We start from the raw sequence: 19315 nt of genomic DNA, 5'->3' as shown, positions 1-19315 counted from the left end.
ACTACTGCGCCACTGCCAGCCAGCTGACGGCCAGATTACAACTTTGTAAGGTTGCACTGCATCGCCGCCCGCCACGGTATAACGCACCTGTTCCATTGACCTCGAGCTACCCATGAAATTGCTGATCGTCGAAGACCAACCAAAAACCGGCCACTACTTGCGCCAAGGCCTGACCGAGGCCGGCTTCAACGTCGAACTGGTGGCCGACGGCAACACCGGCCAGCACCTCGCGCTGACCGGAGATTACGCCTTGCTGATTCTCGACGTGATGCTCCCCGGCCGTGACGGCTGGCAGATTCTGCAAGCGGTACGTAACGCCGGCCTGGACATCCCGGTGCTGTTTCTCACCGCCCGCGATGCCGTGGAAGATCGGGTTCATGGCCTGGAACTGGGCGCCGACGATTACCTGGTCAAGCCTTTCGCCTTTTCCGAGCTGCTGGCCCGCGTGCGTAGCCTGTTACGTCGTGGCAGCGCGGCACCGCAAGAAACCAGTCTACAACTGGCCGACTTGCGGCTGGACCTGATTCGCCGCCGGGTCGAGCGCAGCGGCCAGCGCGTCGACCTGACTGCCAAGGAATTCGCCCTGCTGGAACTGCTCTTGCGCCGCCAGGGCGAAGTGCTGCCCAAATCGCTGATCGCTTCGCAGGTCTGGGACATGAATTTCGACAGTGACACCAATGTCATTGAAGTGGCGATCCGCCGCCTGCGCCTGAAGATCGACGACGACTTCCCGAACAAGTTGATTCATACCGTACGCGGCATGGGCTACGTGCTTGAAGAGCGTCCCGCCTGATGCGCCGCCTGTCCCTGAGCGGCCGTCTGGCCTTGCTGTTTGCCGCCTGTACGGCGGTGGTTTCATTGTTCGCTGGTGTGCTGTTCAGCCGCGCCAGCGAGACGCACTTCATTGAACTCGACCAGCAATTGCTCGACGGCAAGCTGATCGCCCTGCGCAGCGTCTTGGCCGGCGCCGACGACCCGCGGTTGTTCGCCGAACGAAAAGCCGGACTGCAGGATGAAATGAGTCATCAGCCGGACCTGGCATTGCGGGTGCGCGGCGCCGATGGTCACGTGTGGTTCGACAGTGCCGCGAACCTCCCCGACGACTTGCCAACCCGCTCCGGTCTTCACAGCTTGCACAGCGCCGACACGGCGTATCGGGTCTACAGCGCCGCGCTGGAGCCGGGCAAGACCGATTCCGCGCAGCTGATTCTGATGCTCGACATCACTCACCATCAGCACTTTTTGCAGCGCATGCAGCATTTGATCTGGCTGACCGTCGGCCTGTCGGCGCTAGCCACCGCGCTGCTCGGCGCGTGGGCGGCGCGCAGTGGTTTGCGGCCGTTGCGGCGCATGAGTGAAGTGGCCGCCGGGGTGTCCGCCAGCTCGCTGACCCAGCGCCTGCCCGAAGATCAAATGCCCGCCGAACTCGCCAATCTGGCTCACACGTTTAACGCCATGCTCGGCCGTCTCGACGACTCGTTCCAGCGTCTGTCAGCCTTCTCCGCCGACATCGCCCACGAACTGCGCACACCGTTGTCGAACCTGCTGACCCACACTCAGGTCACCCTCACCCGCCCGCGCGACCTGGAAGATTACCGCGAGGCGCTGCACAGCAACCTCGAAGAGCTGCAATGGATGGCGCAGCTGGTCAACGACATGCTGTATCTGGCCAAGGCCGATCACGGCTTGCTGACGCCAAAACGCGAACCGCTGCAACTGGCCGAGGAAGTGGATCTGTTGCTGGAGTTTTACGCACCATTGGCCGAAGACGCACGAGTCAAGCTGACCCGTCTCGGCGACGCCAGCCTCAATGGCGACCGCAGCATGTTGCGCCGCGCCCTCTCCAATCTGCTGGACAACGCACTGCGCTTCACCCCGCCAAACGGTGAGGTTCAAGTGCGGATTGTCGATGAACCAAAGGGCTTGAGCCTGAGTGTTGAAAACAGCGGCGAGGGGATTTCTGAAGAACTGTTGCCGCGATTGTTTGACCGGTTCTACCGCGCAGACCCGGCGCGCCATGAAGGCAGTAGCGAGCATGCAGGGTTGGGGCTGGCGATCACTCAGTCGATCATCCGCGCTCATGGCGGGACGATTCGTTGCGAATCAGGCCAGGGGTGGACACGGTTTTTGATGCAGTTGCCGAAGGGGGTTTGAGGCCAGCCGGAACCTGATCGTTCCCACGCGGGGGAACGATCAGGTGCGGTGTCTGGACTTACGAATAGCGCAACGCAGTCGCCGGTTCGATCTTCGCGGCGCGCCAGGCCGGGTATACCGTGGCCAGGAAGCTCATGATGAAGCCCGCCGAGCAGATCAGCAGCACGTCACCGCCCTGCAGTTCCGATGGCAAGTTGCTGACGAAGTACACGTCGGAGCTGAAGATATGCTGGCCAGTCACGCGCTCCAGCCAACCGACCATCTCACTCACGTTCAACGCCGCGACCACCCCGAGGACGCCGCCAATCAGCGTGCCGACGACACCGATCACCGTGCCCTGAACCATGAAGATCGCCATGATCTGCCGAGGCGTGGCGCCGATGGTCCGCAGGATCGCGATGTCCGCGCCTTTGTCGTTCACCACCATGATCAAGGTGGCGATGATGTTGAATGCAGCGACCGCCACGATCATCAGCAGCAACAGGCCGATCATGGTTTTTTCCATCTTCATGGCGCTGAACAGACTGCCTTGAGTGTGGGTCCAGTCATCGGCCTTGAAGTCGGCGCCTAGCCCGCCTGCAATGTCTGACGAGACCTTGGGGGCGGCGTACAGGTCTTTCACCGCCAGGCGCACGCTTTGCACCTGATTCGGTTGCCAATGCTGCATTTGCGCTGCATCGGCAACGTGGATCAGCGCCATCGAGCCGTCGAGTTCGGCACCGACCTTGAACACGCCAACCACGTTCAGCCGCTGCATGCGCGGGGTGATGCCACCCGGTGCGGTGCTGACTTCCGGCACGATCAGGGTGATTTTGTCGCCGACGTTCAAGCGGAAGCGGCGTGCGGTGATTTCACCGACCACCACCCCGAACTCGCCCGGCTTCAAGTCGTCCAGACGTCCCTGCACGATGTGCTGGGCGACGATGGAGACTTTGCCTTCCTGTGCCGGATCAACGCCGCTGATCTGGATCGGCTGCATCGAGCCCTTGTACGACAGCATGCCTTCCATCTCGGTGAACGGCACGGCGGCCGTCACTTCAGGATTTTTCATGGCAGCGGCCGCGACAGGCTGCCAATCATCGATCGGCTTGACGCCAACGATGGTCGCGTGGGGCACCATGCCGAGGATGCGCGAGCTCATTTCGCGCTGGAAGCCGTTCATCACCGACAACACCACAATCATCGCCAGCACGCCCAGGGCGAGGCCGATCATCGAGGTCATCGAGATAAACGAAACAAAGCGATTGCGGCGCTTGGCGCGGGTATAGCGCGTGCCGATAAAGATCGATAACGGTCTGAACATTCGCTGGGGCACCGTATAAAAATAAAAGACCCGACACGCTTTTCAGTCGTGCCGGGTTTCGGCCAATCAGATGGGAGTGAGACGACCTTCCTGCAGGTGCAGGACGCGATCCATCTGGCGAGCCAGGTTCATGTCGTGGGTCACCACCAGGAACGCGGTGCGCATCGACGTGCTGAGTTCCAGCATCAAGTCCTGAATGCCCTGGGCGGTATGGGAGTCGAGGTTACCGGTCGGCTCATCGAGCATCACCAGCCCTGGCTTGTTCACCAACGCGCGGGCGATGGCCACGCGCTGACGCTCGCCACCAGACAGTTCGGCCGGTTTGTGCTCCAGACGATGGCCCAGCCCTACCCGCTCCAGCAAGGCCGTGGCGCGCTGACGGGCTTCCGGGATCGCGGTGCGGCCGATCAACAGCGGCATGCAGACGTTTTCCAGCGCGGTGAACTCGGGCAGCAAGTGGTGAAACTGGTAAACGAAGCCCAGCGAGCGGTTACGCAACAGGCCGCGGGCCTTTTCGTTGAGCGCCGACAACTCTTCACCGGCCAGCCAGACACTGCCTTTGGTCGGCGTATCAAGGCCGCCAAGCAGGTTGAGCAAGGTACTTTTACCGGAACCGGAGGTGCCGACAATCGCCACGCGCTCACCCGGATGCAGCTCCAGCTGCAAACCGGACAACACCACCACCGATTCCGGGCCTTCCTCGTAGGCTTTACCCAGGTCGCGGCAACTCAAGACTGCTTTCGTACTCATACCCAAATCACTCATAACGTAGCGCCTCCGCAGGCTGGGTGCGCGCAGCACGCCAGGCTGGATAAAGGGTGGCGAGGAAACTCAGGACCAACGCCGCGCCGCAGACCATCAACACGTCTTCAGCCATCAGTTGCGACGGCAGGTAGTCGATGAAGTACACGTCGGCGTTAAGGAATTTGTGCCCGATCAGGCCTTCGAGGGCGGAAATCGCGGCGCTGACATTCAGTGCGGCGAACATGCCGACCACGGCGCCGATCGCCGTGCCGACCACACCGATCACCGTGCCCTGGACCATGAAGATCGCCATGATCTGGCCCGGCGTAGAACCAAGGGTCCGCAGGATCGCGATGTCGCCCTTCTTGTCGTTCACCACCATCACCAGCGTCGAAATGATGTTGAACGCGGCCACCGCAACGATCAGCAGCAACAGCAGGCCGATCATGGCTTTTTCCATGCGGATCGCCTGATACAGGTTTCCGTGGGTGCGGGTCCAGTCACGGGCGTAGTAATGGTCTCCGTCCAGGTTTTGCGCAATGTTCCAAGCGGTGCGAGGTGCCTGGAACAAATCGTCGAACTTCAGCCGCAAGCCCTGGACCTGATCCGGCTTCCAGCGATGCAGGCGCGCCAGGTCATCCAGATTGGTCAGCCCCAGGTAGCCGTCCAGCTCACCGGCGCCGACATGGAAAATGCCGACCACGGTGAAGCGCTTCATCCGCGGGAACATCCCGGCCGGGGTCACGGTGACCTCCGGGGCGACGAAGGTCAGCTTGTCGCCGAGACCCACGCCGAGCTTGGTCGCGGCCTTGTCACCGATCACGATGCCGAAGCTGCCCGGCGACAGGTCGTCGAGTTTGCCCTGCGTCATGAAGTTGTCGATGATCGAGACTTTGCGCTCCTGATCCGGGTCGACGGCATTGAGCAGGACTTTCTGCACCTGGCCGTTGTTGGTCAGCAAACCCTGCATCTGGGTGAACGGCGCAACCGCCACCACCTCAGGGTTCTGCTGGACCTTGGCGGCCAGGCTTTGCCAGTCGCTGATGGGCTCACCGGACTCGATGGTCGCGTGGGGCACCATGCCCAGCACGCGGGTGCGCATCTCATGATCGAAGCCGTTCATCACCGACAGCACCACGATCATCACGACCACGCCGAGGGCGAGTCCGATCATCGAAGTCAGGGAAATGAACGACACAAAATGATTGCGACGTTTTGCACGGGTATAACGCGTGCCGATAAATACGAAGAGAGGTCTGAACATGTCGGGGCTTGTTCGGAGGGAAAAGGAACGTCCTTGTGGCGGGGGTCGATAACCAGCTTTACACTCAGACCACCGCCGCTACCATGGGTTCGCCATGTCGACATTAGATGAAGAAGATCGCCGCGAATACTACCGTATCGAGGACACGATCGCACTGGAAATTCGGCCCCTGTCTGCCCTCGAAGCGGCAGGTCAGGAAGTGTTGCAGGATGCTTCCCCGCTGTTCAACCTGCTCAGCGAACTGCACCTGAGCGAATTCGAGTCGCAGCACTTGCTGCGCCAGATCAGTGAGCGGGATCGAAACACCGCCAACTATCTGAAGGTCATGAACAAGCGCATCGACCTGCTGAGCCAGGTCGTGGCACACACCGTGCTCGGCAAGTTCGGTGAGCCGCAGCACGTGGTGCTGTCGGAAGGCGGCATCGAGTTCGAGCACCACCTCGCCTACCCGACCGGCAGCCATCTGGCGATCAAGCTGTTGTTGATGCCGCAAGCACTGGGCCTGCTGTTGCGGGCCAAGGTTACTCACTGTGAACCGGAAAGCTTCGGCACCTTCGAGATTGGCACCGAATTCGAAGCCCTGACCGATGCGCAACGACAGCTGCTGGCCCGCTATATCTTGCAGAAACAGGCGCATGAGCGACGCCTGGCACGCGAGCAAAACGAATCAGGCAATTAATTAAGGAAGACCCGTGACCCTAATCTACGGCCACCGCGGCGCCAAAGGCGAAGCACCGGAAAACACCCTGAGCAGTTTCCAGGAATGCCTCAAGCACGGCGTACGCCGTTGCGAACTGGACCTGCACCTGTCCATGGACGGCGAGTTGATGGTCATCCACGACCCGACGCTCAAGCGCACCACCGAGCGTCGCGGCAAGGTGGTCGAGCATACGGCGGCAGAACTGGTGACCTACGATGCGCGCAAGGGTGGTCCGGGCTGGATCAAGCCATGCCCGATTCCACGGCTGGAAGAGCTGTTCGAAAAGTGCGATTTCGAGCACTGGCAGTTAGAGGTCAAGAGCGCGTCGCGTATGCGCGCGGCGACGACGGTGTTGGCGATCCGCGAAATGGCGCAACGCTTTGGCTTGCTGGACAAGGTCACCATCACCTCGAGTTCGCGCGAAGTGCTGAAGGCCGCAGTCGATCTGGTGCCGGATGTGTCGCGTGGGCTGGTCGCCGAATACGCCTGGCTCGACCCGCTGAAGGTCGCGCAAAGTTATGGCTGTGAGATTCTGGCGCTGAACTGGACCCTGTGTACGCCGGAACGCCTGCAGAAGGCGCAGCGACAAGGTCTGCATGTGTCGGTATGGACAGTCAACGAACCTGCGCTGATGCGCAGGCTCGCTGATTTCGGCGTTGACAGCCTGATTACAGACTTTCCCGGTTTGGCCAGCGCCACGCTCGAGAATTGCTGAAATCGGTCTCCCCGGCCGGCTCAGGCCACCGGCCGGAGCCGCTCAAAAAAGCCGGTTGAGGCCGTCGTAGGCCGCTACCCGATAGGCTTCGGCCATGGTCGGGTAGTTGAACGTGGTGTTGACGAAGTACTTCAACGTGTTCTGTTCACCCGGCTGGTTCATGATCGCCTGACCGATGTGGACGATCTCCGATGCCTGGTAACCGAAGCAATGCACGCCGAGCACTTCCAGTGTCTCGCGGTGGAACAGGATCTTCAGCATGCCTTGCGGCTCGCCGGCAATCTGCGCACGCGCCATGCCCTTGAAGAACGCCTTGCCGACTTCGTACGGCACTTTGGCCTGGGTCAGCTCTTGCTCGTTCTTGCCGATCGAGCTGATCTCCGGAATGGTGTAGATCCCGGTCGGTACGTCGTTGACGAAACGCCAGCTGTTGTTATCGACGATGCTGCCAGCGGCCGAACGACCCTGGTCATGGGCGGCACTGGCCAGGCTCGGCCAGCCAATCACGTCGCCTGCGCCGTAGATGTTCTGGATGCAGGTGCGATAGTTCTGGTCAACTTCGATCTGGCCACGGCTGTTGACCTTCACGCCGATGTTTTCCAGGCCTAACGCGTCGGTATTACCGGTACGGCCGTTGCACCAGAGCAAGGCGTCGGCCTTGATCTTCTTGCCGGACTTGAGGTGCAGGATCACCCCGTTGTCCACGCCTTCAACGCGATCGTAATCTTCGTTGTGACGCACGGTGATGTTGTTGTTGCTGAAGTGGTAGCTCAGCGCCTGGGAGATTTCCGAGTCGAGGAAGCTCAGCAGCTGACCGCGGTTATCCACCAGTTCGACCAGCACGCCCAGACCACTGAAGATCGAGGCGTATTCGCAACCAATCACACCGGCGCCGTAAACGATGAGTTTACGCGGGGTGTGGCCGAGGCTGAGGATAGTGTCGCTATCGTAGATACGCGGGTGGTGAAAATCGATATCGGCCGGGCGATACGGACGCGAGCCGGTAGCGATGATGATGTGCTTGGCCACCAGTTTTTCGACCACGCCGTTGGCGCAGACCACTTCGATGGTTTGCTCGTCAGCGAAGCTGCCGGTGCCGAAGAACAGGTCGACCCGATTGCGCGCGTAGTAACCGGTGCGCGAGGCGACTTGTTTGGCAATGACTTTTTCGGCGCTTTTCAGTACGTCCGGAAACGAGAACCAGCGCGGCTCACCAATGGCCCGGAACATCGGGTTGGTGTTGAACTGCATGATCTGCCGGACCGAGTGACGCAAGGCCTTGGACGGGATAGTGCCAAGGTGGGTGCAGTTGCCGCCGACCTGGCGACGACTATCGACCATCGCCACTTTGCGCCCTGCTTTGGCGGCGTTCATTGCCGCGCCTTCTCCCGCCGGGCCGGAACCCAACACCACCACGTCGTAGTTGTAGACAGCCATGCGTACTCCTCAGAACAGGCCGCGGCGCCCCGTTGGCACCTGCGGCTAAATCATGCCGGTCTTGCGGCATGAAGGAACAATTTGGGGTCAGTCGAGAACCCGGACACAGTCTATAGAAGCGTCAACGCCGCGCACATTAACCCTTGGTCGCGTCGTAGGCTAGTTTTGCCTGCACTACAACGCCAACCGTGAGTGTCCATCACACCGTATTTACTTGGCTTTTTCGGCACTCAGGCGGTCAAAAGCCTGACTGGTTCGCGTGACAAAGCCTGTATCGGTTCGAATCACAAAAAATGCACTGATATCATGCTTTTCGGCGTAGTCCCTGCCGCGCTCGGGGCCAAGAATCAGCAACAGCGTCGATAAGCCATCGGCCATCAGCGTCGAAGGATTAATTACCGTGACGGACGCTAGGGTATGGGTGATCGGCGCGCCGGTTCGGGCATCGAACGTGTGGGAATAGCGCCGGCCATCCTGCATGAAGTAATTGCGGTAGTCGCCTGAGGTCGAAACACCGTTGCCGTCCAGCGTGATCACCCGCTCGACAACCTGCTGGTCATCGCGTGGCTCCTCCAGCGCAATCTTCCAGGGCGACCCGTCGAGTTTCTTGCCAACGGCCTTGAGTTCGCCGGTGGCATCGGCGATGAAGCTGTCGATACCCAGTTCCTGCAACTTCGCAGCGATCCTGTCGACAGCGTACCCGGCGCCAATGCTGCCGAAGTCCACCTCGACCGGCGCGTCCTTGCATAGCTGATCGCCTTCAATCCGCAGATGCGTATAACCGACGCGTTGTCGGGCCAGAGCCAAGGCTTCGGCGCTTGGGACTTTTTCATCGCGCGATTGTGGGCCGAATCCCCAAAGGTTCAGCAGCGGCTCCACCGTCAGGTCGTAGGAACCGTCGCTCGTCTCTGACAGTTGCTCGCCCACCTTGACCAACTGCAAGACCGGCGCCGGCATTGGCTGACAGCTATTGGCCGGTAAACCATTGAATCGCTCGATGTCGGAATCACTGCGGTAGGTCGACAGCTGCCGGTCGATCTCGGCCAGAATCGACTCGACCTGTTTCTGCACCTCGACCGGCCCGGGAGTCCCCGGATGGCGGATGTATTTGACCGAATACGTGCTGCCCATGGTCGGGCCGCCAAAGCTTTCCAGGGTGTCGCTGTTACCGCAGCCTGACAAGGCGCCAACAAGCACCAAGAAAACACCCGATCGCCAGTTCAACAACGCGCACTCCTCCCCAAAGAGTTCCCCCCGACAGAACGCCAAGGCCCGCCATTATGCGATAGAACTGTGGGAGAGGGCTGGCTCATGGCTATAACGTTTAAGCAGCACGCTAACTATTGGTTGCCTACCGTTCCTCTTACACATATCGTTACAAAACTGTTCGAGGCACCGGCACAGACCAGACCCGTCAGTAAGGATGTTTCAAGACCAGGGATTTCTAATAAGACAGCCAAAGTGAGTAAGATCAAATGGCCTCGACTACGGGCAAGGGCAAAGCGATATTTCGCGTTGTCAGCGGCAACTTCCTAGAGATGTTCGACTTCATGGTCTACGGCTTCTATGCCACGGCCATCGCCAAAACCTTCTTCCCTGCCGACAGTGCTTTCGCTTCCCTGATGTTGTCACTGGCCACCTTCGGTGCCGGCTTCCTCATGCGCCCACTCGGTGCAATTTTTCTCGGCGCCTACATCGACCGTCACGGCCGTCGCAAAGGTTTGATCATCACCCTCGCGCTGATGGCTGCCGGCACCGTGCTGATTGCCTGTGTGCCGGGTTATGCGACCCTTGGTGTCGCTGCACCGCTGATCGTGCTGTTCGGCCGTTTGCTGCAAGGCTTCTCGGCCGGCGTGGAACTGGGCGGCGTGTCGGTTTACCTGGCAGAAATCTCGACACCTGGCCGTAAGGGCTTTTTCGTCAGTTGGCAGTCCGCCAGCCAACAAGCAGCGGTGGTGTTTGCCGGTTTGCTGGGTGTGGGCCTCAACCACTGGCTGAGCCCCGAGCAAATGGGTGATTGGGGCTGGCGCGTGCCGTTCCTGGTCGGCTGCATGATCGTTCCGGCGATTTTCATCATTCGTCGTTCGCTGGAAGAAACCCCTGAATTCCAGGCGCGTAAACATCGCCCAAGTCTGAGAGACATCGTCCGCTCGATCAGTCAGAACTTCGGCATCGTGCTGGCCGGCATGGCGCTGGTGGTGATGACCACCGTGTCGTTCTACCTGATCACCGCCTACACCCCGACGTTCGGTAAAGCCGAACTGCACCTGTCGGACTTCGACGCGTTGCTGGTCACCGTGTGCATCGGCCTGTCGAACTTCTTCTGGCTGCCGGTGATGGGTGCGCTGTCCGACAAGATCGGCCGTAAACCGCTGCTGCTGGCGGCGACCATTCTGGCAATCCTGACGGCTTACCCAGCGCTGTCCTGGCTGGTCGCCAACCCGAGTTTCAGCCATCTGCTGATCGTCGAGTTGTGGTTGTCGTTCCTCTATGGCTCGTACAACGGCGCCATGGTGGTGGCCCTGACCGAAATCATGCCGATTGAAGTCCGCACCACCGGTTTCTCCCTGGCTTACAGCCTGGCGACGGCAACCTTTGGCGGCTTCACCCCGGCGGCCTGTACTTACCTGATCCACGTGCTGGACAACAAGGCAGCACCGGGTATCTGGTTGAGCGGCGCAGCGGTACTTGGCTTGATCGCAACGCTGGTGCTGTTCCGTGGCAACCGGCATGAACTGCGTACCGCGCAGGCTGCTGTGGTCGGCGGCACCCGCTAAATCGCATCGCTGGCAAGCCATGCTCCTACAGGATTTCGGTCAGATTCTGAATCTGTGACCGACACAAAACCTGTAGGAGCAAGGCTTGCCCGCGAAGAGCCGCGCCAGAACGCCACAGATTATCGGTTCGCCATTTTCACCGACTGACTCCAGCCCCCACCCAGCGCCTTATACAAGTCCACCTGATTGATCTCCCGCGCCAGCTCCATTTGCGTCAGCTTCTGCTGCGCGTCGAATAACGAACGCTGCGCGTCCATCGTCGAAAAGTAGCTGTCCATCCCCGCCTCGAAACGCAATCGGGATTGTCGGTAGGCTGCTTGATAATCCGCCACCAGACGCTTCTGATAGTCGACCTGGGTAAGCATCTCCTGGCGGGCGTTGAGGGCATTGGCGGCTTCGCGGAAAGCGTTCTGCACCGTGGCTTCATACGCCGCCGTCTGCCCGTTGAACCGCGCATGGCTGGCATCCACCTGCGCCTTTCGTGCACCGCCGTCGATCAGGGTCAACGACCCCGCCAGAGCCACCGACCAGAACTCGGCCGGCGCACTCAACAATCGCGAAAAGTCACCGGTCAGGCCGCCTACTGCCGAGGTCAGCGAAAAGGTCGGGAAATAAGCGCTGCGGGCTGCGCCGATGTCCGCATTGGTAGCTCGCAACAAGGCTTCGGCGGCCATGATGTCGGGCCGCCGCGCAACCAGTGACGACGGCAACCCGGCGGGCACATCGGCGGTTGCCAACTGCTCACCCAGCACGCCAGTGGGCAACAACCCAACCGGCACCGGCTGCCCGACCAACACCTGCAGCGCATTCATGTTCTGCGCCACCTGCATGCGGTACGTGTTGATCTGAACCGCCGCCGTGTTGGTTTGCGCATCCGCCTGGTGAACATCGATTTGAGCACTGGAGCCCAGGTTGTAGCTCTTGCGCAACAACTCACCGTAGTGGTCCTGGGACTTGTAGGTGTTTTGTGCGAGGTCGAGCAGATTCTGATTGGCCTTGAGGCTAAGCCAGGTGCTGGCCACTTCACCGATCAACGCCAGGCGAGCCGTCTGATAGTCCGCCTCGGTCGCCTCGAAGCGTGCGCCTGCGGCGTTTCGCTGACTGCGGATGCGCCCGAACAGGTCCAACTCGTAAGACGTGAAGCCACCGCTGGCCTGAAAGGTGTTGGACGTGCTGCCTGAACTGACGCCGCCTCCCTGCGTCCTGACCTGTGACGGAAACTTGCTGCGGCCGGCGTAGGTGTTGAGTCCGATGGAGGGAAACAGCCCGGACTCGGCACCGGCGTACCCTGCCCTCGCCTCCTCGACGCCCGCCTCGAACTGACGCAGGCTGCGATTGTTCTTCAAGGCCAGGTCGATCAGCTGGCGCAGTCGGTCATCGAGCACGAAGCCGTGCCAATCCTTGTCGAACGCCTGCTTGGCGCTGCAACAGTCACTGGCCGAACTGGCTGGCCATTGCTGATCGATCGGCGCCTCCGGTTTCTCGTATTTGGGTTCCAGAGAACAACCGCCGAGCAATAACAGCGACATGAAACATGAGGTGGATAAGCGTCTGTTCATGAGGCGCACCTACAAACGTTGGCCGAGCAAGGCTCGTAACGGAGTGAGAAGGAAAGCCCAAAGACCTGAGCGGGTGGTGCTGATTTGCGGCAGTGCTTGCTGACGCGAACGGAGGCTGATCGGGCGTAATCCAGGCAGTGAGCTGTAGGACGGCGCCTTGGCCGGCCGCCGCGAACGCGGTGCCGTGCGCTTCTCGCCGAGCAACGAACGCCGCAACAAGGTGCCGAAAGCCAAGCCTGGCTCAGCCTTGCCGACCACGTTGACCGGCGCCTCGCTGAACAGCCGCGCGATCAGCCGGCGTCGAAGCGTTTCGTCAAGGTCGATGAACTTCAAGCCCAAACGGTCCTCGCCGTGATGACGCATGACCTCGATATCCAGCCAGCCGAGCTTATTGATCCACACCTGCCCCCGCAGCCCGGGCTTGATCAATGACGCAACGGCACAGGAAATGGAGGCGCCACTCAGCGATATATCCACCAGTTGGCCCGCCAGGGTTTTGCCGGCGAAGCGCAACCCACTGGGTTTATCGAAAGGAAAACGCTCTTCGCCGTGCAAGCGCGGCCGGTCAACACACGCCACCAAGGTGGCCAGGTTGTAGATCAGCGCGACCACCGTCCAGCACAGGTTGAACAGCATATTGCCGTCGAACGCAGCCGCGTTGCTGATGGTGATGTAAGCGCCTATTTGCGAGAACAGTGTCAGCGCAAAAAAGAACCCGAACAACTTCCAGTGGACCGTTGTGCGTGAACGATCCAGGCCTTTTGCCGTGACCTTGAAGGGTCGCCCGAACGGCCGGACCATGGCGCTGATGATCGTCGCTGTCACCGCCAGTGAGGCGACGATTTGGGTGACCTCGGTAAAAATCGGCAAGGTACGCCGGTCAGTGACCCACGTCCCGTAGCCCCAGAATGCAATCAACGCCGGCATGCCGAAGGCCATGAAATCCGCCGGATGGGCGTAGAACCCGGCAATACCGAAATACCAATACAACACCGGCGACACCAGCATCATCAGAATGAATGGCTTGGAGAACCAGTGCATCAAGCCATGCACGAAGTGCAGCCGTTCATTGAGTGAGTAGCCACGACCGCGCAAGGGGCCCTCTTTGAGCAGCGCGACCTGGATCGTCCCCAGGCACCAGCGCCCACGCTGATTGATGTACTCGGTCAACCCCTCGGCGGACAAACCGATCGACAGTCGTTCATTCAACCAGCGGGTGACGTAGCCTTTTTGCTGCAGACGGCAGCTGGTGTAGATGTCTTCGCAGACCGAACCCGTCGGAAAGCCACCCATTTCAGTGATCAGATCACGCCGCACAACAAACGAAGTGCCCACGCAAAACGCGGTATCCCAACCATCCTTGGCCGGCTGGTAGACGTCGAAGAACACTCGCTGCTCATCGACCCAGCAGCTGGATGAACCGAGGTTGTGCTGAATCGGATCGGGGTTGTAGTAGAACTGCGGCGTCTGCACCAGGCCGACCTTGGGATCGTCGAACAATCCCAGGGTGCGCATCAGGATCGGCTGCTGCGGGGCGAAGTCGGCGTCGAGCACCAGTATGTACGGCGCATTGCTGCTGGCCGCCGACAGACGCAGGCCGTTGTTCAGGTTACCGGCCTTGGCGTGGGAATTGTCGGGACGTCGGGCGTATTGCACACCGACCTCGGCGCAATAGTCGCGCAACCAGTCGCGGCGGGTATCGTCGAGCACCCAGATGGTCACGTTGGGGTAGTCGATCGCCTGGGCGGCGATGATGGTTTTTTCCAGGATATCCAGGCCTTCGTTGTAGGTGGCGATAAACACATCCACCGCCGGCACCGAGCGGCCCTGGGCACGCAAGCGTTGCTCCCCGGCATCGGCACTGGCGTGGTGATCCGAGCGACAGAGCAGGACGATGATCGAAAACAGCGTGTAGCCGATCGCCAACATTTCGAAAAACAGGAACGCGTAAGCCCAGACCGAGGCAAATCCTGCATGTCCATCGGGCAAGGTGTCGCGAATCCGCCAGGCCACGTAATTGATCAACAACAGCGCGGTCATGGCTCCGAAAGCGGCGCGCGCCGCCCATTGATCACGGCGCGTCAGGCAGGTAAACAGAATCACCGCGACCACGGTCCAGAAATTGATTTGCACAAGTTGCAGCGTGTCCAGTGCCTGCATGTCAGTCAGCCTCTTGAAAACCGGTAAAGGGGTTGATGCCGGTAGCAGCGATCGCGGCCCATGCTGTAGCGCCCAAGTGAGGCAGGTGGTAATAGAAAAAGTCGTTGGTTGTTGAGTCCGGGCCGATCGCCAACCCGGTACTGATACGTGGTGCGGGTGTTGCAAACAGCCAGCCATTGCCGGCCTGTTGGGCCAGCAACACATTCCACAACGGCTGCGCCTTTTCCTTCATACCGCTCAAGCCCGCCACGGCGGCGGTTTGTGCGGTGCCCTCGGTCCATAAACCGTCCGGGTCACGGTTGAAGCCATACCCGGCACCCGAGCGGTGCGCCTTATCGATAAACGTGAAGACGCGCCGCCAGTCCGCAGGAGGATCACTCAAGGCGATCAAGGGCCAGATCTGTGCGTCCAGTCCTGAACGCTGGCGGTCCGAGGTTCGACCATCCTTCCCGGTACCAATCAGAAAGCGCCCTTCCCCGGCGTCCCACTGACTCGACACGAATTGCCGGGCAATCTGCGCCTGGTGCGCCGAGCCCGGGTCGGGCGCAGCCGTGTTGAGTGCCGACCAGGCTGCCGCCAGGTCGACGTTATGTTCGGTGGACTTCCAGGTCTGCTGGATCTGCTTGGGGAAATACCCGTAGTAACCGCCGCTGAAACCCGCGGGGGCCTGTCCGTCATAAGTGTTTTTCCCGGACCACTGCAACACTTTGCGAGCGGCCTCCAGGTAAGAGGAATCACCGCTCTGGCGCAACGCCTCCAACAACGCCAACGCGGCCCAGGCCTGATTGCCGGTGGCACTGCTGACCTGATAGGCGTCCTGATTCCAGGCATTGCGCTCTACGCTCCAATAACCCGGCAGGCGCATCGACGACGAACCCACCGGGCCTGCCGCGTAGGCGTTGCGCAAGCGTCCATCCTGATATTCCGGGTCGTGGGTCGTGGCGAAGGCCAGCGCATCGGCAATCCGTCGCGCCGACTCGGCTTTACCACAAGCAAACAAGGCGATGCTGGCCAAGGCGTTGTCATAGGTGAACGCAACCCCACGCAACGCCTGGATTGGCGCCGGCTGACCGTCCAGCGGCGGGTAACTGGCCAGCAACACCGGCCCCGCCGCTTGCGATTGCACCGCGTGATCCAGCGCTGCACACGTCATCGCCGCCAGTTGCGGCCTGGCTTGCGCTGCCAGCGCAGATCCGCCGCTGCTCATCAGCATCACCCCGATCAGGCCCGGCAGCCACGGCCATTGCACAACGTTGCGCGGACTCATCAGTGAGATACCTCGGCGCTGGCCCACAGCCCTGGATTGCAGGTCATGGCGCGCTGGCTGTCGGTGAGGTCATCGGCAAAAGTACCGACGACGTACACCGAGTTCTGCTCGGCATACGGGAAAGGAACGCTGTAGCTGTTAGGGCGAATATCCTTAGTGCTGGATAACAACTGCACGACATTGGCCTTGAGCGGTTCGTCCAGGCCATGGATTCTTACCGTCAGGACACTGTCGTGATCAATCTTGCTGGCCACGCGTTCCGGAAACACCGCGACGACATAGCTTTCTTTGCAGTTGGTAGCACGCAGCAAAGTCGACCCGGCTTGTACCACTGTCCCTTGAGGCGCCAACAGCTCTTGAACCGTGCCGGACGAATACGCCGTGACCTCATAGCCAGCCGTCAACTTGACCCGGTTCTGTTCGGTTTCGATCAGGTGGTTGAGATTGTCGAGTTCGCGTTGATAGGTTTCGCGGTTGCGGGCCTGATTTTCCAGGCTCAGTTTCAGGGTGGTCATCTGCGCGCTGAGGTCGAACATGCGCAACTGATCAGGGTCAAGGTAGACCTGCTTATTGGCGGCATTGACATCACCGTCATTGATTCGCAGCTGTGAACGGACGGACTCTGCCGCCCCCTCCAACGAGGCCAACTTGGCTTTCGAGGCGGCGACGACCGCGCCACTGACCGCCCCTTGAGTGAACAACTCGAGGTTGCGATCGAGGGTTTCCTGTGCGTCCGTCAAGCGGGCGCTGGCGGCAGTGCTCTCGGCCTTCAGCGCACGTTGTGCATAGAGCTGACGAGTATGAAACGCCGATTGATAGCGCTGGCTGGTTTTCTCCAACTCGTCGTAATACTGCTGGTCGTGCTCGGCCTGGCTGGCCGATGATGATAGCTCCTGCTCCAGGGTCAAACGCCGGGTTTGCAGGGTCAACAACGTCTCCTGGTTAGCCCGCGGGTTTTCAACCACCGCAATCTTCTGGCCCTGGGTAAAGGTCGAGCCGGGTTTGACCTCAAGCGAATTCACCACCCCCTCGATGGGTGTCGTCAGCAGAATGACCGGTGCATTCAAAATTGCCCGTGTCGCCGATGTCGACAGCAGCGGCATCAGCAACGTCGAGAGCAACAGCCAGATGATAAATACCAGGACACCCAAGCCCACCAGACGCGGCAACAGGGACCATGAAAAAAACCTTGAGCGTTCTTCTGCCATGTTTAATTCTCTCAATAAGCCATGAACACACACGGCTATATGTCAGCACTGCGCAGCCGTCATGCTCGATTAGAACGCAACCGCGAAACACATTAAGCAGGATCAACGAAAGCGGATCATCAACTCCCCGGACAGCAATAAAGCCCGCACGGTTTATTTAGATTCAGTGTGATGTGAGCAGGAATAAGTTCCCTGTCTTTTTGGAGTATTAGTTGCCATCATGACGCACATTAAAACGCCATTACTTTTAAAGCAGCACTGCCAAAGTTGTGAAAGTTACCGTGAATATTTTCCCGATAGTACAGGCAATTTGCTGTCACCCAACCCCGGCCGGTGCCGGAGCTGTCAGGGGGAGACACTAAGTTCCGCTCCCGTCGCTGTCAAGCATCGAACCATTCAATAAAATGGCGTCAATTATTCAACGCAACCTGTATTGGATCCATGTAAAGCAAGTAGCAACACCTTCCAACTGCAACTGCTTATTTTATTTGAGGATTTTTTTATTATTGAATTTTTATAGCGATAACCTGTCGATCTTTACAGCGTTCTGATTTGGCACACATCAAGAATAAAACGATATAACTACACTGCACTGACCGGACATAGCAAATGATGCATAAACACTTCCAATTTAATAGATGATGTCTAATGGCTCCTTATAATGAACCGCTGCACATGAAAACGCCCCGACAAGTCGGGGCGTTTTCATGTGCAGTCAGGGCTTAGCGCGGCAACGCTGGAGAGTTCACATCGGCCGCCACTCAATCCTCCGTCAGCGAAGATTAATCCAGTTCACTCAGGATCCGATGCGCCAGGCGCACCCGGGGTTCGTTGGGGTAGCTCTTGTTGGCCAACACCACAATGCCAAACTTCTTCTCTGGGACGAAGGCCACATAAGCAGAGAACCCGCCGGTCGCCCCCGTCTTGTTGACCCAGACCGCCTCCTGTGGAGCCAGTGGCGGATTCAATGCCGTGACGACATGACTGTCGTAAATCATCTTGTCGGCATTGCCTTCAACCAGCGCACTCAGTTGCACCGGGTAATCGTACTGTTCCCAGATCAGGTCTTGAGTCATTGGACCTAGCTGGAAATAGCCCGTGTGCGTCTCCATCAGTGCGCGACCGAGTTTTGCTTCGACCTTCGCAACGCCCAGATTGGCCTCGACAAAGCGAATCAGGTCCGTGGAGCTGGTTTTTACCGAGTAGGCCTCGTCACCCAGCACACCGGAATTCAACCTGACCGGGACATCCTGCTTGTTGTAACCCTGAGCATAGAGCGACAGCTTGCTCGCCGGGATGTTGATGAAGCTGTTAGGCATTCCGAGCGCCGGGAAGAGTCGCTGTTCCAGCGCCACCGCGAACGGCATCTTCATGCTGATTGCGGTGATCATGCCCAGCGCCCCGATGCTGGGGTTGGCATAGGTTCTTTGAGCACCCGGCGCATACGTCGGTTGCCACGCCTTGAAGTAGTCCATCAGCTGTTGGTTGTTCTGTACCTGATCAGGCACCTGCAAGGGGAAGCCGCCTGCAGTATGGGTCGCCAGATTGATCAGCGTCGTTTTATCGAACGGGCTACCCGCGAGCTCAGGCAGGTACTTGCCGGGGTGGTCAGTGAGAGAAAGCTGACCGTTGGCCTCAGCGTAGGTCGCCAGGGTGACCGTGAAGGTTTTACTGATGGAGCCGATTTCAAACAGCGTATCGCTCGTGACCTTCTGTTGTGTTTCCTTTGAGGCCACGCCGAAGTTGTAGAACTGCTGCTTGCCATTAGCAGTCACCGCAATGGCCAGGCCGGGAATGTTGTACTGCTGCATGACCGCTTGGGCGGCATCTTGCACGATGCTGTCGATATCCGACCGCTGGGCATTCGCCATGGCGAGGTTGCCGAAAGAGACGGTGCTGGCCAGCAATAGCAATGCTGCGCAAGGCTTTGCGATAAAACGCATACAAGTGGTCCTCAGGTCTTTTTGATCGCGGGCAAACCTATCACTTTGATGCGACGGCTCCGGAAGCGATTTATCACAAAATAT

At 59.6% G+C, this 19315-nt stretch carries 15 protein-coding genes; 5 read left to right on the top strand and 10 right to left on the bottom strand.

Translation table 11 applies throughout. The features are described 5' to 3' along the window. Nucleotides 1–112: 112 nt before the first annotated feature. Both AABM55_RS10235 and AABM55_RS10230 read left to right on the top strand, forming a co-directional pair. Nucleotides 113–793 carry a heavy metal response regulator transcription factor gene (locus tag AABM55_RS10235; protein WP_054593166.1) on the top strand — a complete coding sequence of 227 codons (681 nt, stop codon included), beginning with the start codon at nt 113–115 and terminating at the stop codon, nt 791–793. After that, the gene (locus AABM55_RS10230; protein ID WP_347929460.1) at nt 793–2154 is read left to right on the top strand and encodes a heavy metal sensor histidine kinase; all 1362 of its coding nucleotides are present in this window, start codon (nt 793–795) and stop codon (nt 2152–2154) included. Before AABM55_RS10235 ends, AABM55_RS10230 begins: the two co-directional genes overlap by 1 nt. Nucleotides 2155–2212: 58 nt before the next feature. Here AABM55_RS10230 and AABM55_RS10225 read toward each other — a convergent pair whose 3' ends face one another. The 3 genes from AABM55_RS10225 to AABM55_RS10215 all read right to left on the bottom strand — a co-directional run bounded on the left by AABM55_RS10225 (nt 2213) and on the right by AABM55_RS10215 (nt 5465). After that, complete coding sequence (locus AABM55_RS10225) at nt 2213–3457, bottom strand: lipoprotein-releasing ABC transporter permease subunit (protein ID WP_347929459.1); 1245 nt, start codon at nt 3455–3457, stop codon at nt 2213–2215. Between the two features lie 66 nt (nt 3458–3523). Then, a complete protein-coding gene (gene lolD / locus AABM55_RS10220; protein ID WP_173859959.1) occupies nt 3524–4207 on the bottom strand; it encodes a lipoprotein-releasing ABC transporter ATP-binding protein LolD in 684 nt (227 codons plus the stop codon). A gap of 7 nt (nt 4208–4214) precedes the next feature. Beyond that, on the bottom strand, nt 4215–5465 hold the full coding sequence (locus AABM55_RS10215; protein ID WP_103315321.1) for a lipoprotein-releasing ABC transporter permease subunit: 1251 nt from the start codon (nt 5463–5465) through the stop codon (nt 4215–4217). Between the two features lie 94 nt (nt 5466–5559). Between AABM55_RS10215 and AABM55_RS10210 the strand changes: the two genes are divergently transcribed. Continuing rightward, entirely contained in the window at nt 5560–6144 is a 585-nt protein-coding gene (locus AABM55_RS10210) for a PilZ domain-containing protein (protein ID WP_054593171.1), read from the top strand. 13 nt (nt 6145–6157) lie between these two features. After that, nucleotides 6158–6880: a glycerophosphodiester phosphodiesterase gene (locus AABM55_RS10205; RefSeq protein WP_054593172.1), complete on the top strand. Its 723-nt coding sequence runs from the start codon at nt 6158–6160 to the stop codon at nt 6878–6880. A 42-nt stretch (nt 6881–6922) separates the two neighbouring features. Here AABM55_RS10205 and sthA read toward each other — a convergent pair whose 3' ends face one another. Next, nucleotides 6923–8317 carry a Si-specific NAD(P)(+) transhydrogenase gene (gene sthA / locus AABM55_RS10200; RefSeq protein ID WP_054593173.1) on the bottom strand — a complete coding sequence of 465 codons (1395 nt, stop codon included), beginning with the start codon at nt 8315–8317 and terminating at the stop codon, nt 6923–6925. A 210-nt stretch (nt 8318–8527) separates the two neighbouring features. Continuing rightward, on the bottom strand, nt 8528–9514 hold the full coding sequence (locus AABM55_RS10195) for an FAD:protein FMN transferase (RefSeq protein ID WP_347930012.1): 987 nt from the start codon (nt 9512–9514) through the stop codon (nt 8528–8530). Nucleotides 9515–9792: 278 nt separating this feature from the next. On the opposite strand from AABM55_RS10195, the gene AABM55_RS10190 reads away from it, so the two are divergent. Next, nucleotides 9793–11094 carry an MFS transporter gene (locus tag AABM55_RS10190; protein ID WP_054593174.1) on the top strand — a complete coding sequence of 434 codons (1302 nt, stop codon included), beginning with the start codon at nt 9793–9795 and terminating at the stop codon, nt 11092–11094. Between the two features lie 119 nt (nt 11095–11213). On the opposite strand, the gene AABM55_RS10185 is transcribed toward AABM55_RS10190, so the two are convergent. The 5 genes from AABM55_RS10185 to ampC all read right to left on the bottom strand — a co-directional run bounded on the left by AABM55_RS10185 (nt 11214) and on the right by ampC (nt 19231). Then, nucleotides 11214–12653: an efflux transporter outer membrane subunit gene (locus AABM55_RS10185; RefSeq protein WP_347929458.1), complete on the bottom strand. Its 1440-nt coding sequence runs from the start codon at nt 12651–12653 to the stop codon at nt 11214–11216. 9 nt (nt 12654–12662) lie between these two features. Continuing rightward, nucleotides 12663–14813, bottom strand: a complete 2151-nt coding sequence (locus tag AABM55_RS10180; protein ID WP_347929457.1) for a glycosyltransferase family 2 protein — start codon at nt 14811–14813, stop codon at nt 12663–12665. A 1-nt stretch (nt 14814) separates the two neighbouring features. Continuing rightward, nucleotides 14815–16080: a hypothetical protein gene (locus AABM55_RS10175; RefSeq protein WP_347929456.1), complete on the bottom strand. Its 1266-nt coding sequence runs from the start codon at nt 16078–16080 to the stop codon at nt 14815–14817. Next, nucleotides 16080–17288: an HlyD family efflux transporter periplasmic adaptor subunit gene (locus tag AABM55_RS10170; RefSeq protein WP_347929455.1), complete on the bottom strand. Its 1209-nt coding sequence runs from the start codon at nt 17286–17288 to the stop codon at nt 16080–16082. The genes AABM55_RS10175 and AABM55_RS10170 overlap by 1 nt, the downstream gene beginning before the upstream one ends. A 782-nt stretch (nt 17289–18070) precedes the next feature. Further along, on the bottom strand, nt 18071–19231 hold the full coding sequence (ampC, locus tag AABM55_RS10165; protein ID WP_347929454.1) for a class C beta-lactamase: 1161 nt from the start codon (nt 19229–19231) through the stop codon (nt 18071–18073). Between the last annotated feature and the right edge of the window lie 84 nt (nt 19232–19315).

It is taken from the genome of Pseudomonas helvetica (assembly GCF_039908645.1).
GTDB lineage: Bacteria > Pseudomonadota > Gammaproteobacteria > Pseudomonadales > Pseudomonadaceae > Aquipseudomonas > Aquipseudomonas helvetica.
The sequence above is the reverse complement of the archived record's forward strand: the minus strand, read 5'-3'. Positions and strand labels throughout refer to the sequence as shown.